At 47.2% G+C, this 18836-nt stretch carries 22 protein-coding genes and 1 tRNA gene; 19 read left to right on the top strand and 4 right to left on the bottom strand.

Annotated elements, in window-relative coordinates; genetic code table 11:
- The first annotated feature begins 6 nt into the window (after positions 1-6).
- The 14 genes from AB4Z33_RS16735 (at position 7) to AB4Z33_RS16800 (ending at position 12159) form a co-directional block, all read left to right on the top strand.
- Positions 7-2616, top strand: a complete 2610-nt coding sequence (locus AB4Z33_RS16735) for a phage tail tape measure protein (protein WP_442050994.1) — start codon at positions 7-9, stop codon at positions 2614-2616.
- Entirely contained in the window at positions 2613-2810 is a 198-nt protein-coding gene (locus tag AB4Z33_RS16740) for a tail protein X (protein ID WP_442050995.1), read from the top strand. Before AB4Z33_RS16735 ends, AB4Z33_RS16740 begins: the two co-directional genes overlap by 4 nt.
- A gap of 4 nt (positions 2811-2814) precedes the next feature.
- Positions 2815-3831 carry a phage late control D family protein gene (locus AB4Z33_RS16745; RefSeq protein WP_442050996.1) on the top strand — a complete coding sequence of 339 codons (1017 nt, stop codon included), beginning with the start codon at positions 2815-2817 and terminating at the stop codon, positions 3829-3831.
- A 1-nt stretch (position 3832) separates the two neighbouring features.
- Complete coding sequence (locus tag AB4Z33_RS16750) at positions 3833-4225, top strand: phage baseplate assembly protein V (RefSeq protein ID WP_442050997.1); 393 nt, start codon at positions 3833-3835, stop codon at positions 4223-4225.
- Complete coding sequence (locus tag AB4Z33_RS16755) at positions 4222-4620, top strand: phage tail protein (protein ID WP_442050998.1); 399 nt, start codon at positions 4222-4224, stop codon at positions 4618-4620. The genes AB4Z33_RS16750 and AB4Z33_RS16755 overlap by 4 nt, the downstream gene beginning before the upstream one ends.
- Positions 4617-4937 carry a GPW/gp25 family protein gene (locus AB4Z33_RS16760; protein ID WP_442050999.1) on the top strand — a complete coding sequence of 107 codons (321 nt, stop codon included), beginning with the start codon at positions 4617-4619 and terminating at the stop codon, positions 4935-4937. The genes AB4Z33_RS16755 and AB4Z33_RS16760 overlap by 4 nt, the downstream gene beginning before the upstream one ends.
- Entirely contained in the window at positions 4934-6061 is a 1128-nt protein-coding gene (locus AB4Z33_RS16765) for a baseplate assembly protein (protein ID WP_442051000.1), read from the top strand. Before AB4Z33_RS16760 ends, AB4Z33_RS16765 begins: the two co-directional genes overlap by 4 nt.
- On the top strand, positions 6054-6617 hold the full coding sequence (locus AB4Z33_RS16770; RefSeq protein ID WP_442051001.1) for a phage tail protein I: 564 nt from the start codon (positions 6054-6056) through the stop codon (positions 6615-6617). Before AB4Z33_RS16765 ends, AB4Z33_RS16770 begins: the two co-directional genes overlap by 8 nt.
- Before the next feature lie 152 nt (positions 6618-6769).
- A complete protein-coding gene (locus tag AB4Z33_RS16775; RefSeq protein WP_442051002.1) occupies positions 6770-9652 on the top strand; it encodes a hypothetical protein in 2883 nt (960 codons plus the stop codon).
- Positions 9653-9666: 14 nt separating this feature from the next.
- Positions 9667-10041, top strand: a complete 375-nt coding sequence (locus AB4Z33_RS16780) for a hypothetical protein (RefSeq protein WP_442051003.1) — start codon at positions 9667-9669, stop codon at positions 10039-10041.
- Positions 10041-10184 carry an XkdX family protein gene (locus AB4Z33_RS16785; protein ID WP_442051004.1) on the top strand — a complete coding sequence of 48 codons (144 nt, stop codon included), beginning with the start codon at positions 10041-10043 and terminating at the stop codon, positions 10182-10184. Before AB4Z33_RS16780 ends, AB4Z33_RS16785 begins: the two co-directional genes overlap by 1 nt.
- Before the next feature lie 36 nt (positions 10185-10220).
- On the top strand, positions 10221-10520 hold the full coding sequence (locus AB4Z33_RS16790) for a hypothetical protein (RefSeq protein WP_442051005.1): 300 nt from the start codon (positions 10221-10223) through the stop codon (positions 10518-10520).
- A 24-nt stretch (positions 10521-10544) separates the two neighbouring features.
- Positions 10545-10817, top strand: coding sequence for a phage holin family protein (locus tag AB4Z33_RS16795; RefSeq protein WP_442051006.1), 273 nt, complete (start codon positions 10545-10547; stop codon positions 10815-10817).
- Positions 10798-12159 (top strand): N-acetylmuramoyl-L-alanine amidase, encoded by a 1362-nt coding sequence (locus AB4Z33_RS16800; RefSeq protein WP_442051007.1) that lies wholly within the window; start codon positions 10798-10800, stop codon positions 12157-12159. The genes AB4Z33_RS16795 and AB4Z33_RS16800 overlap by 20 nt, the downstream gene beginning before the upstream one ends.
- Before the next feature lie 136 nt (positions 12160-12295).
- Here AB4Z33_RS16800 and AB4Z33_RS16805 read toward each other — a convergent pair whose 3' ends face one another.
- Positions 12296-13042, bottom strand: a complete 747-nt coding sequence (locus tag AB4Z33_RS16805) for a phospholipase D-like domain-containing protein (RefSeq protein WP_442051008.1) — start codon at positions 13040-13042, stop codon at positions 12296-12298.
- A 219-nt stretch (positions 13043-13261) separates the two neighbouring features.
- Positions 13262-13756: a hypothetical protein gene (locus tag AB4Z33_RS16810; RefSeq protein WP_442051009.1), complete on the bottom strand. Its 495-nt coding sequence runs from the start codon at positions 13754-13756 to the stop codon at positions 13262-13264.
- A gap of 616 nt (positions 13757-14372) precedes the next feature.
- Between AB4Z33_RS16810 and AB4Z33_RS16815 the strand changes: the two genes are divergently transcribed.
- Complete coding sequence (locus AB4Z33_RS16815; RefSeq protein ID WP_442051010.1) at positions 14373-14594, top strand: helix-turn-helix domain-containing protein; 222 nt, start codon at positions 14373-14375, stop codon at positions 14592-14594.
- A 73-nt stretch (positions 14595-14667) separates the two neighbouring features.
- Positions 14668-14934 (top strand): hypothetical protein, encoded by a 267-nt coding sequence (locus AB4Z33_RS16820; protein ID WP_442051011.1) that lies wholly within the window; start codon positions 14668-14670, stop codon positions 14932-14934.
- A gap of 66 nt (positions 14935-15000) precedes the next feature.
- On the opposite strand, the gene AB4Z33_RS16825 is transcribed toward AB4Z33_RS16820, so the two are convergent.
- The gene (locus AB4Z33_RS16825) at positions 15001-15201 is read right to left on the bottom strand and encodes a hypothetical protein (RefSeq protein WP_442051012.1); all 201 of its coding nucleotides are present in this window, start codon (positions 15199-15201) and stop codon (positions 15001-15003) included.
- A 218-nt stretch (positions 15202-15419) separates the two neighbouring features.
- Positions 15420-15496: transfer RNA gene (locus AB4Z33_RS16830), tRNA-Arg, on the bottom strand.
- Positions 15497-15746: 250 nt separating this feature from the next.
- On the opposite strand from AB4Z33_RS16830, the gene AB4Z33_RS16835 reads away from it, so the two are divergent.
- From AB4Z33_RS16835 to clpP, 3 genes are all read left to right on the top strand, one after another.
- Entirely contained in the window at positions 15747-16640 is an 894-nt protein-coding gene (locus tag AB4Z33_RS16835) for a hypothetical protein (protein ID WP_442051013.1), read from the top strand.
- Between the two features lie 88 nt (positions 16641-16728).
- Positions 16729-18018: a trigger factor gene (tig, locus tag AB4Z33_RS16840; protein WP_442051014.1), complete on the top strand. Its 1290-nt coding sequence runs from the start codon at positions 16729-16731 to the stop codon at positions 18016-18018.
- A gap of 229 nt (positions 18019-18247) precedes the next feature.
- The gene (gene clpP, locus AB4Z33_RS16845; RefSeq protein ID WP_337099565.1) at positions 18248-18835 is read left to right on the top strand and encodes an ATP-dependent Clp endopeptidase proteolytic subunit ClpP; all 588 of its coding nucleotides are present in this window, start codon (positions 18248-18250) and stop codon (positions 18833-18835) included.
- Position 18836: the final 1 nt, after the last annotated feature.

Genomic DNA, 18836 nt, shown 5'->3' on the forward strand with positions numbered 1-18836 from the left:
AGCAATATGACTAAGGTGTTGCATGATCTTGCTGAAATCGAGACGAAGGCCCGATCGATTAACGCAATTCGTCTTTCTAGTGATCTTGTCCGGCCGTTACGAGAAGGTCTACAGCACCTTGAGCGAGACTTCCGTGAGATCCGGAATAACCCGATCCCGAACGGCATGTTCGGTGACATGAACACGCAGCTTCGTGAAGCTGTTCAGAATTCGCGAGGATTGCTCCAAAACCTCCGTCAGATTGCTACGATCCGTATGCCGGGCAACATGTTCGGAAATGACATGACGCGATATTTACGCGAGGTTGAAGAACTTGAGCGGCGCATGCGCGCATTGCAAAATGCTGGAGGCCCGAACGGCGGCGGTGGAGGCGGCGGCGGCGGCGGCGGTGGTGCTGGTGGTGGCCCGGGTGGACTAGGCATAGTTGGCGGAGCTGCCATGCTTGCCGGTGGCGCTGCTCTTGCTGTTGGCGCAGGGATCGGTATGGCTGGGGCAGCTGTCTACAGCTTTGCTGATGAGTATCAAACGGCCATGGCTCAAGTAGCAGCTGCAACCGGAGCGACGGAATCCGAAATGAAAGACTTCAGTCAGGTCGCACAGAATCTTTATAACAAGGGTCAGGGTGAAAACATTTACGATGTGGCTGAAGCAATTAGTTTGGTGGAGCAGGTCACTCAGCAATCCGGTGCGGCGCTCCAGGCAACGACTAGTAATGCTGTAGCATTCCGTGACACGTTCGGCGAAGATGTTACGGAAAGCGTCAAAGCAGCCGATACGATGATGAAGAACTTCGGAGTTACGAGCGATCAGGCATACGCTTTACTTGCTCAAGGGGCTCAGAATGGATTGAACAAATCTAACGAGCTGCTTGACAGCGCAAACGAATATGCTCCTCATTTCGCAACGCTAGGATTCTCAGCAGACGAAATGTTCAACACCTTTGGCGCCGGCTTAGAAGCTGGCGCTTTTAATTTGGACAAGGTTGGGGATGCGGTCAAGGAATTTAACATCCGATCGAAAGATATGTCCAAGACTTCCGTCGACGCTTACACCTCCCTCGGTATGAACGCCGAGAAGATGAGCCAGACGTTCGCCGCTGGAGGTCCAGCAGCACAAGAGGCATTTCGCACTGTTGCTGCAGCGATCTCTTCCATCGAGGACCCAGTCAAGAAGAACGCGATCGGCGTCGGTCTCTTCGGGACGCAATTCGAAGATTTGGAAGCAGGCGTCATCGAGGCAATGGGCACGGCACGAAGCCAGTTTGATATGACCAAGGACACGATGGGTCAAATATCAAAAGTTAAATACGATACGATCGGCAAAGCATTCTCGGGAATTGGCCGCCAGCTTCAGACCGGTATTCTCCTACCAATTGCTAACGCTGCTTTGCCATTACTGGAGAAGCTTAGCGGCTGGTTGCAAGATAAGATGCCGCTAATACAAGAGTGGTTTGGTAAAATCGGTGACGCCATTGGTCCAGCATTCGAAAAAATTTCGGGAATTGTTAGTGGGGTATTCGGGAGTATTGGCGATAGTGCTGGTGATTCTGAATCAGGGCTATTTAAATACATTGATGCTCTCAAGGACAATTTCGCTATGTTCCGAGATTTTGCATTGAAGGTTTGGGATACAATCGGCCCGCACGTCATGAAGGTGATCGGCTCCATTGGCAGTGTTATCAAGCAGATTATTCCGGTCGTCATCAGCATTGCAACGACCATGCAACGGGTGTTTAAAACCGTCATTTCTGCAATCATGCCTGTCGTCTCCTATTTACTTTCCAAGTTGTGGCCAGTGCTTGCGAAAATCTTTAATTTCATCGCTAAAGAGGTCATGCCTGAGATATCGGCAGTCATTGCAGCTTTATTGCCGAAGATTCAAATGATTGCAAGTAAAATCGGTAGTGCGGTAACGGATATATTTAATTTCGTTAAACCGGTCCTTGATGCACTCTTTGCTGCATTTAACTTCGTGTTTCCGATCATACAATCGATCGTCGTTAATGCTTTTAAGATGATCGGTGGCGTTCTCAGCGGAGTATTTGACATTCTCGGAGGCGTTATCGATTTTATAACTGGCGTATTCACGGGCAATTGGGAAAAGGCGTGGCAAGGAGTTGCCGGCATATTCGAAGGAATATTCAACACGCTAGGCTCAATCCTCTCATTCCCGATTAACATGGCCATTGATGCGATCAATGTCGCAATTCGTGCTATTAATGGGATCTCAATCGATATTCCTGAATGGGTGCCGGTATTCGGCGGTCAAACCTTTGGGCTCAGTATACCTGAGATTCCGAAAATCAATGGATACGCTGAAGGGGGATACATCACACGGCCAGAGCTAGCATGGATTGGCGAAGGTAAGCACAACGAATGGGTCATTCCTGAGAATAACAGCCAGCGGAGTCGCAGTCTCCTTCAAGCTGCAAACTCCTCAATGGGTATGACGACCGAAGGTGGCGGTGGAGGCGACTTCAACTACAGTCCTGTCTACCATTTTCAAGGAACAGTTGATCAAGCGGCAGTTGAACAGATGGACCGCCAAAACCACAAGGACTTTGCAAGGCAATTTGATGAATACAAGCGACAACAAAGGCGGGTGTCGATGACATGACATACACAACAATTCAAGGCGACACCTGGGACGCAATCTCTTACAAGCTTTATGGATCCGCGCTGATGATGGGGCAATTGATTGCGACCAATCCGCAGCACGCTAATACGGTCGTATTCTCCTCAGGTGTTGTATTAGCAGCACCTGAGACCCCAGCAGCGACATCAGCCGACTTGCCGCCGTGGAAGAGGTGATCGGATGACACGTAGAGCAGAAGTAGTTATTACCTACAACGGCCACGATATATCCAGCTCGATTGCGACATCACTGCTCGACCTATCCTATACCGATAATCCATCGGGGCAAATTGACGATTTACAAATCTCTTTGCAGGATCGGGAACGGAAGTGGCAGGGTCCGTGGAATCCAGTGGACGGCGATACCATTGCAGCCAGCATCCGAACGATCGATTGGAATGGACGCAATGAAATCGAGAGCCTGCCGCTCGGTACATTCGAGGTCGATTCTGTGAGCCTCAGCGGGCCGCCTGACGTTGTGCAAATCAAAGCGTTGTCGTTACCCTCGGGCACTGCTGTAAGGCGAGAATCACGCACAAAGGGCTGGGAGAAGGTGCGGCTAAAGACCGTTGCCGACGAAATTGCGAAGCGTTCCAAGTTAAAACTGATATACGAGGTCGAGGACAATCCGCTTTATGAGCGTCTCGAGCAGTCTAATCAATCCGATCTAGCCTTTATCGTGGACCTTTGCATTAAAGAGGGCATTGCGGTTAAGGCGGCTTCCGGAAATCTCGTCCTCTTCGACGAGGCTGCGTATGAGAATCGTGCGGCAGTCGCTACGCTGACCCGAGAAGGCAGATCGGTCGTTAGTTATGGATTTGAATGGAGCGCAAGCCTAGCCGCATACCGTGCTTGTCAGCTAACCTATAGCGATTCAGCTAAAGGCAAGGAGTATAAGGTGCTGTACACGCCGCCGGGAGCGCCAGCGAGCGGCCCTGTCCTCAAGGTAAACGAGAATGTGGGATCAGAAGCGGAAGCGCTTAGGGTCGCACGGAACCGGTTGCGGGATGAAAACAAGAACTTTGGCCGAGCCAGTCTTTCGCTAGTGGGCAACATTCGAATGGCGGCAGGCTTGACAATAGACCTGTCCGGCTGGGGTCGGTATGACGGGAAATACATTATTGAGCGGGCAACGCACTTCGTCGGCGGCAGCGGCTTTACGACCGGGCTTGAAATCAGGAGGGTATTGGGGTGGTAAAATGTACGGTCAAATCAAAGTAGGGAAGGTGTCAACGGTTAACGCTGCTTTGGCAGCGGTCAGGGTCACATTCCCGGATTCAGACGATCTTGTCAGTCCGGAATTGCCGCTGCTGGTTACGCCTGGCGTATACGCCTTACCGGAGGTAGGCGCAAGCGCGCTTTGTCTATTGTTCGGAGGGGGAGCTGGCATTTGCTTAGGATCGTATTATAACGATCATGATCCTCCGATGAATGTTATTCCTTCACGCTATGGAACTTGGTTCGCTGATGGTAGCCATGTCTATTATGACAAGGCTGCCGGCGAGCTCAAGATAAAAGCAGCAAGCAAGGTGCACATCGAAGGCGATCTTGTGGTTAGTGGCACAATTAATCACGGGGGGTTGATTCCGTGAGCGGACTAGGTTCTTTTGGCCCGGTCGTATTCGTCGTATCCGGGGAGACACTTCGAACATTTGATGACTTGAAGCGGACCTCAGCGAGCCGCTGGGCAAAACATGATGTAATCGGGCGCCGTCCATTGACGCAGTATGTTGGGCAAGGGCTTGATACGATCTCGTTTACGATGCGTTTCGATGTCGCGTATGGTCTTAATCCACGAAAAGAAATGGACGTTCTTCGAAATATGGAGCGTGAGGCGGGCGCTCATGCATTGATCGTCGGGGGGAAGGGCTTTGGCACAGGATTTTGGATTATAACCGGTCTTGATCAATCCTTAGAGACGATCGACAGCGCGGGGAATGTGATTGCGGCAACCGTTACGATCAATTTGGAGGAGTATGTCCCATGATCGAAATCACAACCACATCAGTGCCTATTGTTTTGGATCCTTCACTACAGGAAGAAATCATTCAAAATATCCGGACAATCCTCGGTACCGCCAAAGGCAGTGTGCCGCTTGATCGAAATTTTGGCATAGAGCTCACACTTGTTGACGAACCGATAGCTGTTGCAAAAGCACGGCTGACGGGTGCAGTCATTACCGCGATTCAGACATACGAGCCGCGAGCTGAAGTGCTTCAGCTATTGTTCGAAGAGGATCACGGCACCGGTCAACTGAAGCCGATTGTACAGATTAGCATTAGAGAGGAGGGCAGCAACCTATGACGGCCCTTAGTGACTTACCTGAAATTGATTTCGTGAGCAATGATGTGAACGAAACGACGAATAATTTCGTTATTGCTTTTGAGGCGATCAGCGGCCGCACCGTTTCTCCGGGCGACCCTGTACGCCTCTTTTTGTTATCTCTTGCAAGTCTCATCGTCCAGCAGCGGACATTAATTAACCTCACGGCCAAACAAGGTTATTTACGGTATGCGAGCGGTGCGTTGCTGGACCATATGGGCGCATTCGCGGACGCCGGGCGGCTTCCAGCAGCGGCGGCGGTGGTTACACTTCGTTTTACGCTATCGGCTCCGCAGACGTCCGCCGTGACTATACCAGCAGGCACGCGGGCCGGCACGACCAGCGACCCAAAACGTTATTTTGCTACATCATCGCTTGTGCAAATAGTGCCTGGATCGATGACGGCAGACGTCCTTGCACTTTGTACGGAGGCAGGTACGCTCGGCAATGGCTACGTATCCGGTCAGATCAATCAGATCGTTGACCCTATCGCTTATGTGGCGAGCGTGACGAATCTATCTGGCAGCTCCGGCGGTGCAGACATAGAGGACGATGACGCTTACAGGGAGCGGATTCGAAGCGCTCCTGAGTCGTTTTCAGTTGCCGGCCCGAGTGGAGCATACAAGTATTGGGCTCAATCGGCCAGCTCGTCCATTGTGGATGTGGCCGTTCACTCTCCAGCGCCGTGCGAGGTTGTAGTCGTGCCGCTGTTGGAAGGCGGCGAGATACCGACGCAGGGTCTGCTAGAGCTCGTTGACACTGCTGTTAATGACCGCACGCGTCGCCCGCTGAGTGATCTGGTTACGGTCGAAGCGCCCAGCGCGGTCCAATTCGACATCACCCTCACCTATTGGATTACGCAGGAGCGGATCGGCGAGACGGCCATAATACAAGCGCAAGTAGCCGCCGCGATTGACGGTTATGTGCTTTGGCAAAAGAGTAAACTTGGACGAAACATTAATCCCTCTGAGCTGACCATGCGAATTATGCAAGCTGGGGCGCACAGAGTAAACATCACAAGCCCGGCATTTGCAGATGTCGATTACAACGAGGTCGCAATTGCGGACGTCATTACTGCCACGTATGGAGGGCTCACAGATGATTGAAATTCATAACGTCAGTCTGCAGCAGCTTTTGCCGCCGAACATTAGGAATGATCCTACCATTGCGGCGGCGGCGCAGGCTATTGACGGCGAGCTCGCGGCATTGACTCAGCAGATCGACAATCTGACCTACATCAATCGTCTTGATAGCTTGACCTCGGACGAGGCTGACGAACTTGCTTGGCAGTATAAAGTCGATTTTTACGATTATTCATTGCCAATCGAGCAGCGGCGGCAACTCGTGAAGCAGAGCTACGCAAGGCATAAACGAAAGGGCACACCGAGTGCTGTCGAGGAGCTAATCGCGACAATTTTCGGTATTGGGGAAGTGCAGGAATGGTTCCAATACGGCGGAGATCCCGGTTATTTCAAGGTTGTAACAAGTGATCCGGAGGCGACCGCAGGAAAAGCGGCTGAATTTCTAGCGGCGATCAACTCGGTCAAGAATGCGCGAAGCTGGCTAGAGGCTGTTGAATTAACGACCGGAGACGATATGCAGCTTTATATTGGTACAGCAGTCCATATCGGAAAATACATTTACGTGAAGCAGGTGATATAATGGGCGCTTTTAACGGGTTGGTTCTTACAAATCGAGGGTTGGCGCTACAAGGTAAAGTGCAGGCAGGTGCTCCGCTCGAGTACACAAAGGTTGCAATGGGCGACGGCAACCTCGGCGGGACGACAATTCCGAACCTAACGGCAATGATCAGCTTGAAGAAGAACCTGTCCATTACAAGACTGACACCGCAAACAGGCGGGAAGGCACTTGTAGGAACAAGCTATTCGAATAGCGAGATAACAACGGGTTTTTACTTCCGCGAGCTCGGCGTGTTTGCCAATGATCCCGACCTCGGGGAGATTCTTTATTGTTACGGAAACGCAGGATCGGCGGCAGACTATATTCCGCCGGGCGGCGGCGCTGATGTCGTTGAGTCTCATATCGTTGTTACAGTTTTGACTGGTAATGCTGCTAACGTCAGCGCGGTAATCGACGGTTCTCTAGTATTTGTAACGACTCAGGAATTTGAGGCTGCTCTTGGTGATATGGCAAGCTTACCGACAACGGCGAAGAACACAGCGGGGGCAATCTCGGAGCTTTTTACATCTGTCAGTGACGGGAAAGAAATACTTGCCGCCGCGATCACTGGCAAAGGCATACCGACGGCGGCAGATGATACGTTCGAAGAGATGGCCAATAACATCGGTGGCATTGTACTAGGCAGTGGAAACGCGCAACCTGCCGATGTACTTAGTGGTAAGACGTTTAGTAATGATAGCGGCCCCGGCAAGGTTGGCACGATGCAAAATCGTGGTGCTGTAAATATTCTACCTGGCACGGCTAATCAAACCGTCCAACAGGGATATCACAACGGGGCAGGAATCGTTCAAGGCGACGCTGATCTAATCTCTGCAAATATTAAAGCAGGCGTTAATATCTTCGGAGTAGTAGGCAACCCCAACGTTGTTAATACAGCGGAAGCTACTGCTCCAGCTACGGCAGCTCAAATATTTACTGGTCGTAAGGCTTTTGTAAACGGCGCAGCAGTAACTGGCACCATGGTGGATCGAACAGCTGGCGGTGCTGACGTCGCTGGGACTGCTGTTGGCTCTCAGCCTGGAAAAGTATTTATTCAAGCTCCGCAAGGCTACTATAACGGTGGTAACGCAGTTCAATATAGCGATGCTGATTTTATTGCTGCCAATATCAGGTCTGGCGTAAACGTATTCGGTATGGAAGGGACATACGGCGGGGAAGCGAGTATCAATAACACGTATAATCCAGCTTCCGGATATGTACCCTCAGTACTTGATCTTGTCGAGTTCAATACGGACGGATCCGCTAAGAAAACGGCGGCTACCTATATATCTGGATTGATGCAGTCCATTCAGACCACTACGACAAATCAGGACAACGGCGATATCCTTTATATGGAAGAGGATAAGGGAGTGATATTAGCTGCACTTGGTCTAAATACAACTACTCAACAGATTATCCCATTCTCCATCATAGCTGGCACAATTCAATTGGGCACACCCATGGTACTGCCAGAGCCATCATATTACGGGAAATTGGTCAGGCTTGGGGCGAATCTTTTTGCTGTAATGATTAATGTAGGGGTTAACGGCACTAATGCTCATCAAATTAGATTTTTACTCTATAGCTACGTTAACGGGACACTCACTTACTTGTCTACTCCGGTGCTAGGGGAAATGTCCAGCGCAACTTATGATATTTACGGATCGGATATCGTTTCAATTGCTCCTGGAAGATTCCTTTGTGTATTCGTTTATTATCTTAATTCCGTACCTACGTACAGAACTGGCGCTATTGCGTTCACATTAAACGCAAATAATACAGTAACACCAGGACCGATTACTTTACATGTTACAAGTATGTCCGCTCCTCCTCAAAGTATTGATGTATTTGCACTAAGCGACGGGTCTGTTATTTCCATAGTAAAGCCAAGTTCAACAACAGACTCTCACCACTTTATTAAGTGGGCAACAAATTCTTCTAATGTAGTTACAGTCGCAGGAGGAAGTTCAAGATCATTGGGCACCTCTAATAGTAATCGTCCTGCTATTGCCCATAAGCTGTCTGGCGATAGAATTTTCTACGCAGGACCGGGTAGCACCTCAAACTATACTATCTGTGATGGCGCTTCATTTACATTTTCGACCAGCGCTGTTCTCGATTCTAATCCTGTCACTACTATAGACATTGCACAATTAGATTCCAATGATCCGGATACAATCTTGGTTACAATAAATCATTATTCCACAACTCCTACTATTAAGGGACTTATCGTTAATATTCCGCCTGGCGCCACGACAGTCACTATAGTAAGTAGTAACTCGCTATCCATACCAACTCCAGCGGGGGCACCTGGAACAGGAGTAGCCAATTCTTATGCGCTTCAACGTATGGCTCCAGGAAAGTTTATGTGGCTGCATACTTTCGGAGGTTCTGGCAGTACGACTCAATGGGCTACTTTGTTTAAAGTGGTGAATAACGTGTTCTCTGGTGGTGTTACTGATGTTCAAGATCCTCAGGGAATTGTAACGGCCTATAGTGGTGGGGTAGTTTCGGTACAGTTTAATAACGGTATTGTATCTTCTTGGCCTACAGGACTTAGCGCTGGTACTCTGATTTACTGCGATGAGTATGGCTATCCAGTATCTACTGTAAAGGAAAAGCCAATTGGTATAGTCATAAGCTCTACTGAAGTATTTATGTTCGGCCTAAATAGTATGAACGGAGTATCCACTCCTACCCTCGGACAAGTTACGAGAACTCATGCCGTAAGCGGAACTGCTACTGTAGGTAGGGTAGTTAAGCTTAACTCCAATGGCACAATCTCGAACTATGACGGCACCGGAGTGATTTACGGTATATATCAGGGAAGTGGAGTAGTACTACTAAGCGGCGTCTCCAAAGTTCATAGCGGATTAAGGGTGTCTGACAAATACTACTTCGATTCAGCTGGCATAATCACCAATGCAGTTATGTCGGAGAAAGCTTTCATAGGGTCTCCGAGAAGTAATACAGAATTACTGACAAATGGATTCTTGCTTTCTAAGAATTATGACTAATGGAGTGTGATTGTATGATAATCGTACACAGAGAAAATGACGTGGTTTTCGCTAGTGCTTTAACTGTCGAAATTATTGAACAAGGCATTCTTGCTGAAAAGGGCACGATTAGAGCTTGCATATACCCTGAAACAGCCTTCACCTACTTTGATGTTACGACACCTTCGGATTGGGAACCGCAAAAGTTTTGCTATACGGAGGTAGATGGTTTTACATTGAATGCGAGTTATGTACCGCCACAACCACCGCCGGAAGTGCGAATTGCTCAACTAGAAGCTGAAAATGCCCTTATGGCATTAGAACTCATCGATACACAAATAGCGCTTGAGCAGTCGCAAACGGAACAAGCAAATCTCATCCTAACTTTAGTCGAAAGAGGTGTTATTTAATGGACTGGTTCGGAATCATAAAACGTCATTATGATGCAGGTCGTTACACGGTCAACAACGTGGCAACATTCGTCATCGGAAACAAAATTACAACTTTGCAGTACGAAGAAATCACAGGCGAAACATATGGGGCCTCCGAATAGTCGGAGGCTCTTTTATTTGGGGAGGACGGGAACAACATGGACCAATCATCAATCATGATGCTATTTTCGGCAGCTGGAATACTTAGCGGGATCGTCCTTGGTTGGATTGGTCAAAACCGAGCGATCAAGCTAAACACGAGAAATGACGCAGGAAACAGTGCAACAATGAAGACAGATGTCGACTATATTAAACGCGGTGTAGATGAGATGCGGCTTGAAATGAAAGATCAAGGCCGTCGCTTTGATGCACTCTCGGAGCGAGTTACGAGAGTCGAGGAGTCAGCGAAGCAGGCTCATCACCGCCTAGATCGGATGGATAAACCACACGGCTCTTAAGCCGATTAAGAGAGGATGATTTGAATGGAATGGTCAGCTATTTTTGAACTTATTGATCCCAAATTATTGATTATCGTCGCTGCCTGCTGGGTGATTGGATATGTACTGAAGGATACACCCGGAGTACCTAACTGGACGATCGTCTATATTGTCACGGCGATCGCGGTGCTGTTGACGATATGGTTTGTTGGCTTTAGTGCCGTGGCGGTCATTCAAGGTGTGCTGGTCGGCGCATTTGCTGTTTATGGGCATCAGGTCATTAAGCAGGCAAAAGAGCGTGCTGAGAGCGATGAGTAAGCAGCTGCAGCGCGCAAAGGTAACCGGCTTTGATGTTGCGTATGCCGTTATAGATCCACTCGTTGACGATGCGTATGCCGCGCACCAAAACGGATTGACGGTGAAAGAGATGGGGCAACGCGAAGTCGCGGACATCGCTCTTAACTTCAATTACGCTAACACCACGACAGGCGTGCCTATCGGGCGCGTCATCGTCGGTGGCAAGATAGTAAACGGCGATATACCGAAGACTGTAGCGCGGGATGAGCTTTACATGCTGCCGGACAAGACCGTTCATATTGGCAAGGCGCCAGCGGGTGCGGTTTGGGCATTGCAAGGATCGCCACCACTGCTCAATGGCGGGAAGAATGTTGTCGCCGAGGGAATCGCGCGGGATCAGCTCGGCACGGACATATGGCGCGGTGCGAATCTTCGGACAGCGGTTGGCGTGACAGCATCCGGAAAACTGGTCATCGTCCGAACTTACGACAAGCTGACGCTGGGTGAGTTGGCGGCGCTAATGGCAAAGTTGGGAAGCATAGACGCACTTAACGCTGACGGCGGAGGAAGCTGTTATGTGTGGCCGCAGGAGACAGGCTGGGGTCGGAAGCTAGGGGCTGCCCTAATTGTAAAACAGGGAGAGATCAAAACAATGGACAAACTGACGATCAAACAAGATATTATTCCAGTGGGACGAAAGAATAGGCCGGGTTATGCATTGAAAGCCGAATATATCACAATTCACGGGACCGGAAACACTGCTTCTACAGCAGATGCGGCCAACCATGCTCTATATCTTAAAGGAGATGCTGCTGCCGCTTCGCCTGTATCGTGGCATTTCACGGTTGATGACAAGCAGATTATACAGCATCTACCGATTACCGAGAGCGGTTGGCACGCAGGGGACGGCACTAATGGTCCAGGGAATCGCAAAACAATCGGAATCGAGTTATGCGAAAATGCTGGAGTTAATCGCAATTTAGTCGAAGCAAATGCAGCTATGCTTGTTGCGTATTTACTTGATGCAACTGACCTCCAAGTAACAGCAGTTGTCCAGCATAACAAATGGAGCGGTAAAAACTGCCCTCAATTATTCCGAAGTAGATCCGGAAGTTGGGAAGCATTTTTGGTTGCGATTGAGAAAGAACAGAAGAAAAACGATCCTCTCCCTAATGAGGATAAATCTCTTGGGACTGGAACTTTTAAAGATGTTCCGGATAACCACTGGGCAGTGAAGTCCATTGAGAAGGCGGCGAAAGCGAACGTTATCGCCGGAGTCGCACCGAGCATACTTGGTCTCGGTCAACCTGTAACAATTGAACGGCTTGCCGTCATACTGGATCGGCTTGGATTGCTGGATTAAAATAACGAAACCCACTGACTAATGTGATCAAGGCCCAATATTTTAGACAATGAAAAGAGCCCTATGAACTGTTTATTGAAAAAGCGGCAGACCCAATTCTGGTCCGCCGCTTCAATCATTGAACTATCGTTCCCTGTTAGTTTAAGTTTTTATGTTCCACATATAACCTCATAAATTCATCTGCAAACTTCCTTACAAAGTCTCGGTCAAGTGCAGTAGCTAATGTCTCATCATTATTTCTAGCATTTTTACTCCAATTATATGAACCATGCATTACAAACTCAAAATCAATTATACAGAATTTATCATGAAGCCTATTTGTACCTGACAATGGTACCTTCACGGTTTCAAAATTACTCTCCAATTTATTTATCAAGAATCCATTTGACTCTTCATCGGAAGTAATAATTCGAACTTGAACACCAGCTTTTTTTCTTAATAATAATTCTGCATATATTTCAGTATCAGTAAACCAGGCTACAGCAATCCAAATAGTGTATTTTGCATTTCGAATTCCTTGGACAATTGTATCCTTTATATCGTCAAAGAAAGCATCATGTTCAATTGCTTCAATATTATCAAGCTCAACAGGTTTAGGCTTTATGTGTAATCCCCAAAACGAATATTCTGGCGTTTCTATATATACTATTGCCGCTAATTTTTCAAATTGGCCTATTAATGATTTTGCTATTTTCAACATCGGTACTGGTACCCGTAGGTCTAAATATTCCTTACGTTGATTAGAAATCCTCGTGTAATCACTTGTTTTACGATACGTGATCATGGAGGCTCTTAAAATACCAAGTAGTTCATCCTTATTTTTATAGTCATCATCATACTTTACTGTCTCAATCATTGTTCTTAAAAATGTTTGTTCGTCCATATTGCCCCCCTTATTTTTTTCGACTTGCTATATTTTAACACAGGATATAGAACAAATCTGCCCGTTAGCTTAATGAAGTCCTGTTCTAATAATTGATTTTTATTCAACACGCTCATGCTTCATAAAAGTATATCCTTAAAGTATCATCGGTTTTCCATATGGGTTTTTCTAATGTCTACTATAAGGGGAGTGCTTGAATGCGGTCGGTGGGTTTCATTTTTATTCGAGATTTGATTTGAATTCAACCTCACCTATTTTCACATTTGTTTGTGCTTCTCCTTTATTGGTAAAAGCCTTTTTGCCTGTTGCGAGGTAGGCTGATGAAGTGTTGTCTTTTTCTAAGATGTATACAAATACAGACTGAACCTCTTCACCCTTATCAAATGCTAATTCAGAAGCGTGCTGGACAAGTTTTTCTAGTTCTTTCTTATCCTTGCTAGCAGTGACTAATGTTAAATGTGAAATGCCGGCATCATTTAGTTCATCTTTAATTATTTCGAACTCTGGTAACGCTGCCTCTGTACCCGAACTATTTACCACCGCTGCTTTAATAGGTATTTGAGCTTCTGCTGCAGATGTCTCATTTAAGTTACCTTTAACAAGATCGGCAGCTTCATTGGAGTTATTGCCAAAAGAGCCTATTATTACGATAACGATGACTACAAACCAAAACCACCATTTTTTATAAAATGACTTCTTACGACTTGCTACCATATACATTCCCTCCCGAGAAATATTACAAGACCTATATCATTATCAAAGCGCGGGGACTATGTTAAAATCCCAATCGCTTGGGACTTTCGTTAATAAGCCTGCTGACTGGTTATGTCGACAGGCTTATTAATTGTGCTTTGTTGCATGGATATAAGCACGTTTCGTACTATAACTTGAATAACATAATCACCAAACTAACGACACTCAGTACACAGGCAGCAATGCTAAGTGCAAGAGAGATAACTAAGATTTTAGACGATTTAGTCGATTTCATCTTTACATCTCCTTTGTGATATAATTATTAGAAGAAGAAACAGCAGTCCCTTATACTTCACCGTCCCGTTAGTCTTGACTCTTTCAGAGTCAAGACCTTCGGTTTCTGCTTAGTGGCTAAGTGTGACGATGAGGGCGATAATCGAGTTTGTCAGGCTAATGATTGCCGTCACTAGCGTGATGATTACTGCTCGATTATCTACTTGCTGTTTCTTTCTTTTTTTCTTCATGCTCTTGTTCACCTCCTTATATTCTTATTATACAACGAATATCGTTGAATGTCAACGAAAATCGTTGAAATAATCAAAAGGATGTTGTATATTCTTATCGAGGTGATTATTAAATGTTAAAATTGAAGCTTGCTGAGATAATACTTAAAAAGGGAACTAATGCAAGACAATTGAGCCAAGCAACGGGGATTCGTTGGAACACGATTGATGATATGATAAACAATCAATCGAAGACTTGGTCACCCACGAATCTAGAGAAGGTCATGATTTCATTAGGAATTGAAGATGTTTCAGAGCTCATCGAATATGTAAAAGAAGAAGCCTCCGACCAATAAGTTGGAGGTTTCTCTTGTTTTCGAAGGAATGTTTGTTAAAATGAGAACATACATTCGCGTCGGAGGTATGCACATGGACGAGTGGCGTTTATCAGATACCGCAAGAAAAACCCTTACATTTCTATGGAATGAAAAAAGGTACGACCCATTCATGGTTAATCATGAAGCACTTCAATATATAAGCGTTAGAACTCAGCGCTCTAAATCTAAAATAAAAATTGCAGTAAATGAACTCGTATGCAAAGGATATTTGCAGTGGACGAAAGCAGACAGGTTGTTTAAAATCTTATATTGCAATGAGGATGATAAGCCAAAGCCATGGACCTGGGGAAAAAATTAAAATAGTACCGGCACGACCTAATGAAATAAAAACAGCCCTCCGACCTAAAAGGTAGAGGACTGTTTTTTATTTCATCGTGAATCCAAAAGAGGAAACAGGAGTCACATTAGCAATAACGTGACGAGGAACTATCCAAACTTCTGATCCATTTCGAATTTTATAACAGTCTGTAATTTCTGTGTCCTCGATTTTTTCAAATAGCCCTTCAAGCAATTCGGTGGTATCTAGTTCAACGATCACGACAAGTCCAACATATTCGTCAATCATTACCTCGCCTCCTAATAGCAAGGATATTCGACTTTAGTGATCGTACTTCCTGCACAAATCGAGCATGTGTAAATCATGTGTAAAAAAAAATCAGGACTTATCGTTTCTAATCGCATTCTCGCTGATAGTGCTAGGAATAAAAAATGCTCCGAATCCCATATAAATCAAGGATTTCGGAGCATTTTGATATTTATCAATCGTGACGTATCTGAACGTTATGGCGTCCCAGAAGAGATTCGAACTCCCGACCGACGCCTTAGAAGGGCGTTGCTCTATCCAGCTGAGCTACTGGGACACGAGTAATAATATAACATGAACGTTTTTAGTATTGCAAGTCATTTTTTGGATTTTGTCGAAAAAATAGTTGGTTGCACCTGCCGAGCGGTCTTCTAGCAGCTTTTGTTTTTTTCTTTCCTCAGACCGTGGTATAATCTTACGCAAGCTTGCGAGAAGCATGAGATGGCGTATACGAAGGCGGTGTTAGCATTACAACTCCCATTGACCCACAAGGCGACAACAAGGATAACGTATATTTGTTCCCTAGCATGCTGGATCATTATCAAATTCATCTTACCCGAATGCTGGAATCGGAGCAGTACGGGGAGGCTAAGGAGCTATTGCGTTTCCTGCTGCAATGCCAAGGGGAGGACGAACGCCACTATGAGGAGTGGAACAGTCTTCTCACATGGCTCGATATGGCTTTTCCTGAAGGAGGAGGCGGAGACGACGGTACAGGCTATGTGCTCGCGATGCCCGAGAAGGAGCCGAGCGAGGATACGATTCGCGCGGAGCTGCTGAACCCGCCTGAGCAGGATGAGACATACATTAATCAAGTGATGTACATTATGCAGAATCATCCTATGATTGATCAGCAGATGCTTGCGCTTGAAAGAGCGGCATACATACAAAGCGAACAGGTGGACGCGACGATTGTGAATTGGCTCGTAACGAAGCCGGTTCATCCAGTCGTGCAATTCAAAGCGCTGCAATGCTTGCGAAAGCGCGGTGCTCAAGGCTCTTTGACAATTGAAAGGCTCGATGAGCAAGTTCAGCTGGAGCTCGACGAAACGCCGCTCTCTTTGGACGACTTTCCGAGTCAAATCAACCAAATTTTGGAGCGGGCTGAACAGGTGGCCGAAGTCGATGATCCGACGCTGCCTCATTTTGCCAAAGAGCTTTGGAAGGAAAGTCTGCAGTTCTTGTATGGGACGGCGGCTTACAAATGGATGCTTAGAGAAGATGAAGGAACCGTCGATTGCTTTGCTGCGGCGCTACATCTTACGCTATTGCTGACCGTATACGGATCGGCGAACGACGATGATATACGCGATACATACGGCATTACCGAATCGTTAAGATTTCAATATGAGCAAGCTTGCAGAGCGCTTAGGCAGGTTGCGGTATTGCAGCCGTCAGAGCCAGATGAACCTCAGCCTTGAAAAGCTCGTCCATCTTGTTTATAATGGAATGGTTTATGGAACGTGAAAATAAGCGAAGTACGTGCAATTTTGGAGGGGAAGGCATAAAATGAAAGCAACTTGGGAAAAAATAGACAAGAACATCGTGTCTATCGATGTTGAGGTTGAAGCGGAGCAAGTCGCAACAGCGCTGGATCAAGCGTTTAAGAAAGTCGTAAGTAAAGTGAATGTACCTGGATTCCGTAAAGGCAAAGTACCTCGCGGTATCTTCGAATCCCGCTTTGGCGTGGAGAGCCTGTACCAGGATGCAATCGACATCCTTCTTCCTGACGCTTACACAGCAGCAGTGAACGAGAACAATCTTCAGCCGGTTGACCGTCCGGAGATCGATGTTGAGCAATTCGCCAAAGGCCAATCGTTCAAATTCAAAGCGAAAGTAATCGTTAAGCCAGAAGTAACGCTTGGCGAATACAAAGGCCTTGAAGTTGAAGCAGCAGCGGCTGAAGTAACAGAAGAAGAGATTGCGGCCGAGCTTGAGCGTCTGCAACAACGCCACGCTGAATTGTCGGTTGTAGAAGAAGGCGCTACTCAGAACGGCGACATCACGGTTATCGACTTTGACGGTTCCGTTGACGGCGTTCCATTCGAAGGCGGCAAAGCAGAACGTTATTCCCTTGAGCTCGGATCGAACTCGTTCATCCCTGGCTTCGAGGATCAAGTAGTCGGCATGCAGCTTGGCGATTTCAAGGACGTTACCGTAACGTTCCCTGAAGACTACCATGCTGAGAACCTTGCAGGCAAAGCAGCGGTATTCGCTGTTAAACTGCACGAAATCAAGCGCAAGTCGCTTCCGGCTTTGGATGATGAGTTCGCGAAGGACGTTAGCGAGTTCGACACGCTTGACGAGTACAAAGCAGACTTGTCCAGCAAGCTGAAAGAGCGCAAAGAGAAAGAAGCTGAGCAAGCCCGCGAAGTTGCTGTCGTTGACAAAGCTACTGCGGCTGCCGAAGTTGAAATCCCTGAAGCGATGATCGTAACCGAGACGGACTACATGATCAAAGACTTCGAGAACCGTCTTCAAATGCAAGGCATGAACATGGATCTGTACTACCAGTTCTCTGGCCAGAACGAATCCGTGCTTCGCGAGCAAATGCGTTCCGACGCCGAGAAACGCGTTCGCAACAACTTGGTGCTTGACGCAATCGCGAAAGCTGAAGGCTTCTCCGTAAGCGAAGAAGATCTGACGGCTGAGCTTGAGACGTTGTCCAAATCGTACAACCGCCCAGCAGAAGAGCTGCGCGACATCTTCACTCGCAACGGCAACATTGCGAACCTGCAAGAGGACGTATTGCTTCGCAAAACGATCAAATTCTTGCTTGATAACAGCAAAACGGTTTAATACGCATAATCAATCTACAACAACATAAGCAACACCCTCAGAATAAGGCGCGTAATATACGTGCCTTATTTTGACCCTACATATGAAAATGTGCTTGACTCGGAGGCTAATCTCCGTACATATCGAACGGCCGACATCGTATACTGTATTATTGGAAAAATGACATCACTACGATGACGTGTTACAATAAGGAAGTACTTAAAGCCATAAACGAAAAGAGGTTGGTCGCATGAATCTGGTACCTGTCGTAGTCGAACAAACAAACCGCGGGGAGCGTTCTTACGATATTTACTCCCGCTTGCTGAAGGACCGCATCATTTTCCTTGGGAGCGCAATTGATGATGACGTTGCAAACTCCGTTATTGCACAACTGCTGTTCCTGGCGGCCGACGATCCGGAGAAAGACATCCATCTGTACATTAACTCTCCTGGCGGATCTGTAACCGCTGGTATGGGTATTTTCGATACGATGCAATATATTAAGCCTGAAGTGTCCACGATCTGCATGGGCATGGCAGCAAGTATGGGTTCGCTTCTCCTGACTGCGGGAGCGAAGGGCAAGCGCTTCGCGCTTCCCAATGCGGAAGTCATGATTCACCAGCCGCTTGGCGGCGTTCGTGGTCAAGCGTCCGATATTAAGATTCACGCGGACTGGATCTTGAAGACAAAGCAGAAGCTTAACAATATTTACGTTGAACGTACGGGTCAACCTTATGACAAGATCGACCGCGATACCGACCGCGACAACTTTATGAGCGCGGAAGACGCACTCGCTTACGGTCTGATCGACAAAGTCATTACTTCGCCTGTAGTGTAAC

Origin of the sequence: Paenibacillus sp. 2TAB19, from assembly GCF_052115185.1 — a bacterium.
Classification (GTDB): Bacteria; Bacillota; Bacilli; order Paenibacillales; family Paenibacillaceae; genus Pristimantibacillus.

Excerpts from the sequence above, each read along its gene's own strand:
- AB4Z33_RS16735 (WP_442050994.1), top strand. The coding sequence starts at position 7 with ATGACTAAGGTGTTGCATGATCTTGCTGAAATCGAGACGAAGGCCCGA.
- AB4Z33_RS16740 (WP_442050995.1), top strand. The coding sequence starts at position 2,613 with ATGACATACACAACAATTCAAGGCGACACCTGGGACGCAATCTCTTAC.
- AB4Z33_RS16745 (WP_442050996.1), top strand. The coding sequence starts at position 2,815 with ATGACACGTAGAGCAGAAGTAGTTATTACCTACAACGGCCACGATATA.
- AB4Z33_RS16750 (WP_442050997.1), top strand. The coding sequence starts at position 3,833 with ATGTACGGTCAAATCAAAGTAGGGAAGGTGTCAACGGTTAACGCTGCT.
- AB4Z33_RS16760 (WP_442050999.1), top strand. The coding sequence starts at position 4,617 with ATGATCGAAATCACAACCACATCAGTGCCTATTGTTTTGGATCCTTCA.
- AB4Z33_RS16765 (WP_442051000.1), top strand. The coding sequence starts at position 4,934 with ATGACGGCCCTTAGTGACTTACCTGAAATTGATTTCGTGAGCAATGAT.
- AB4Z33_RS16770 (WP_442051001.1), top strand. The coding sequence starts at position 6,054 with ATGATTGAAATTCATAACGTCAGTCTGCAGCAGCTTTTGCCGCCGAAC.
- AB4Z33_RS16780 (WP_442051003.1), top strand. The coding sequence starts at position 9,667 with ATGATAATCGTACACAGAGAAAATGACGTGGTTTTCGCTAGTGCTTTA.
- AB4Z33_RS16785 (WP_442051004.1), top strand. The coding sequence starts at position 10,041 with ATGGACTGGTTCGGAATCATAAAACGTCATTATGATGCAGGTCGTTAC.
- AB4Z33_RS16790 (WP_442051005.1), top strand. The coding sequence starts at position 10,221 with ATGGACCAATCATCAATCATGATGCTATTTTCGGCAGCTGGAATACTT.
- AB4Z33_RS16795 (WP_442051006.1), top strand. The coding sequence starts at position 10,545 with ATGGAATGGTCAGCTATTTTTGAACTTATTGATCCCAAATTATTGATT.
- AB4Z33_RS16805 (WP_442051008.1), bottom strand. The coding sequence starts at position 13,042 with ATGGACGAACAAACATTTTTAAGAACAATGATTGAGACAGTAAAGTAT.
- AB4Z33_RS16810 (WP_442051009.1), bottom strand. The coding sequence starts at position 13,756 with ATGGTAGCAAGTCGTAAGAAGTCATTTTATAAAAAATGGTGGTTTTGG.
- AB4Z33_RS16815 (WP_442051010.1), top strand. The coding sequence starts at position 14,373 with ATGTTAAAATTGAAGCTTGCTGAGATAATACTTAAAAAGGGAACTAAT.
- AB4Z33_RS16820 (WP_442051011.1), top strand. The coding sequence starts at position 14,668 with ATGGACGAGTGGCGTTTATCAGATACCGCAAGAAAAACCCTTACATTT.
- AB4Z33_RS16825 (WP_442051012.1), bottom strand. The coding sequence starts at position 15,201 with ATGATTGACGAATATGTTGGACTTGTCGTGATCGTTGAACTAGATACC.
- AB4Z33_RS16835 (WP_442051013.1), top strand. The coding sequence starts at position 15,747 with ATGCTGGATCATTATCAAATTCATCTTACCCGAATGCTGGAATCGGAG.
- tig (WP_442051014.1), top strand. The coding sequence starts at position 16,729 with ATGAAAGCAACTTGGGAAAAAATAGACAAGAACATCGTGTCTATCGAT.
- clpP (WP_337099565.1), top strand. The coding sequence starts at position 18,248 with ATGAATCTGGTACCTGTCGTAGTCGAACAAACAAACCGCGGGGAGCGT.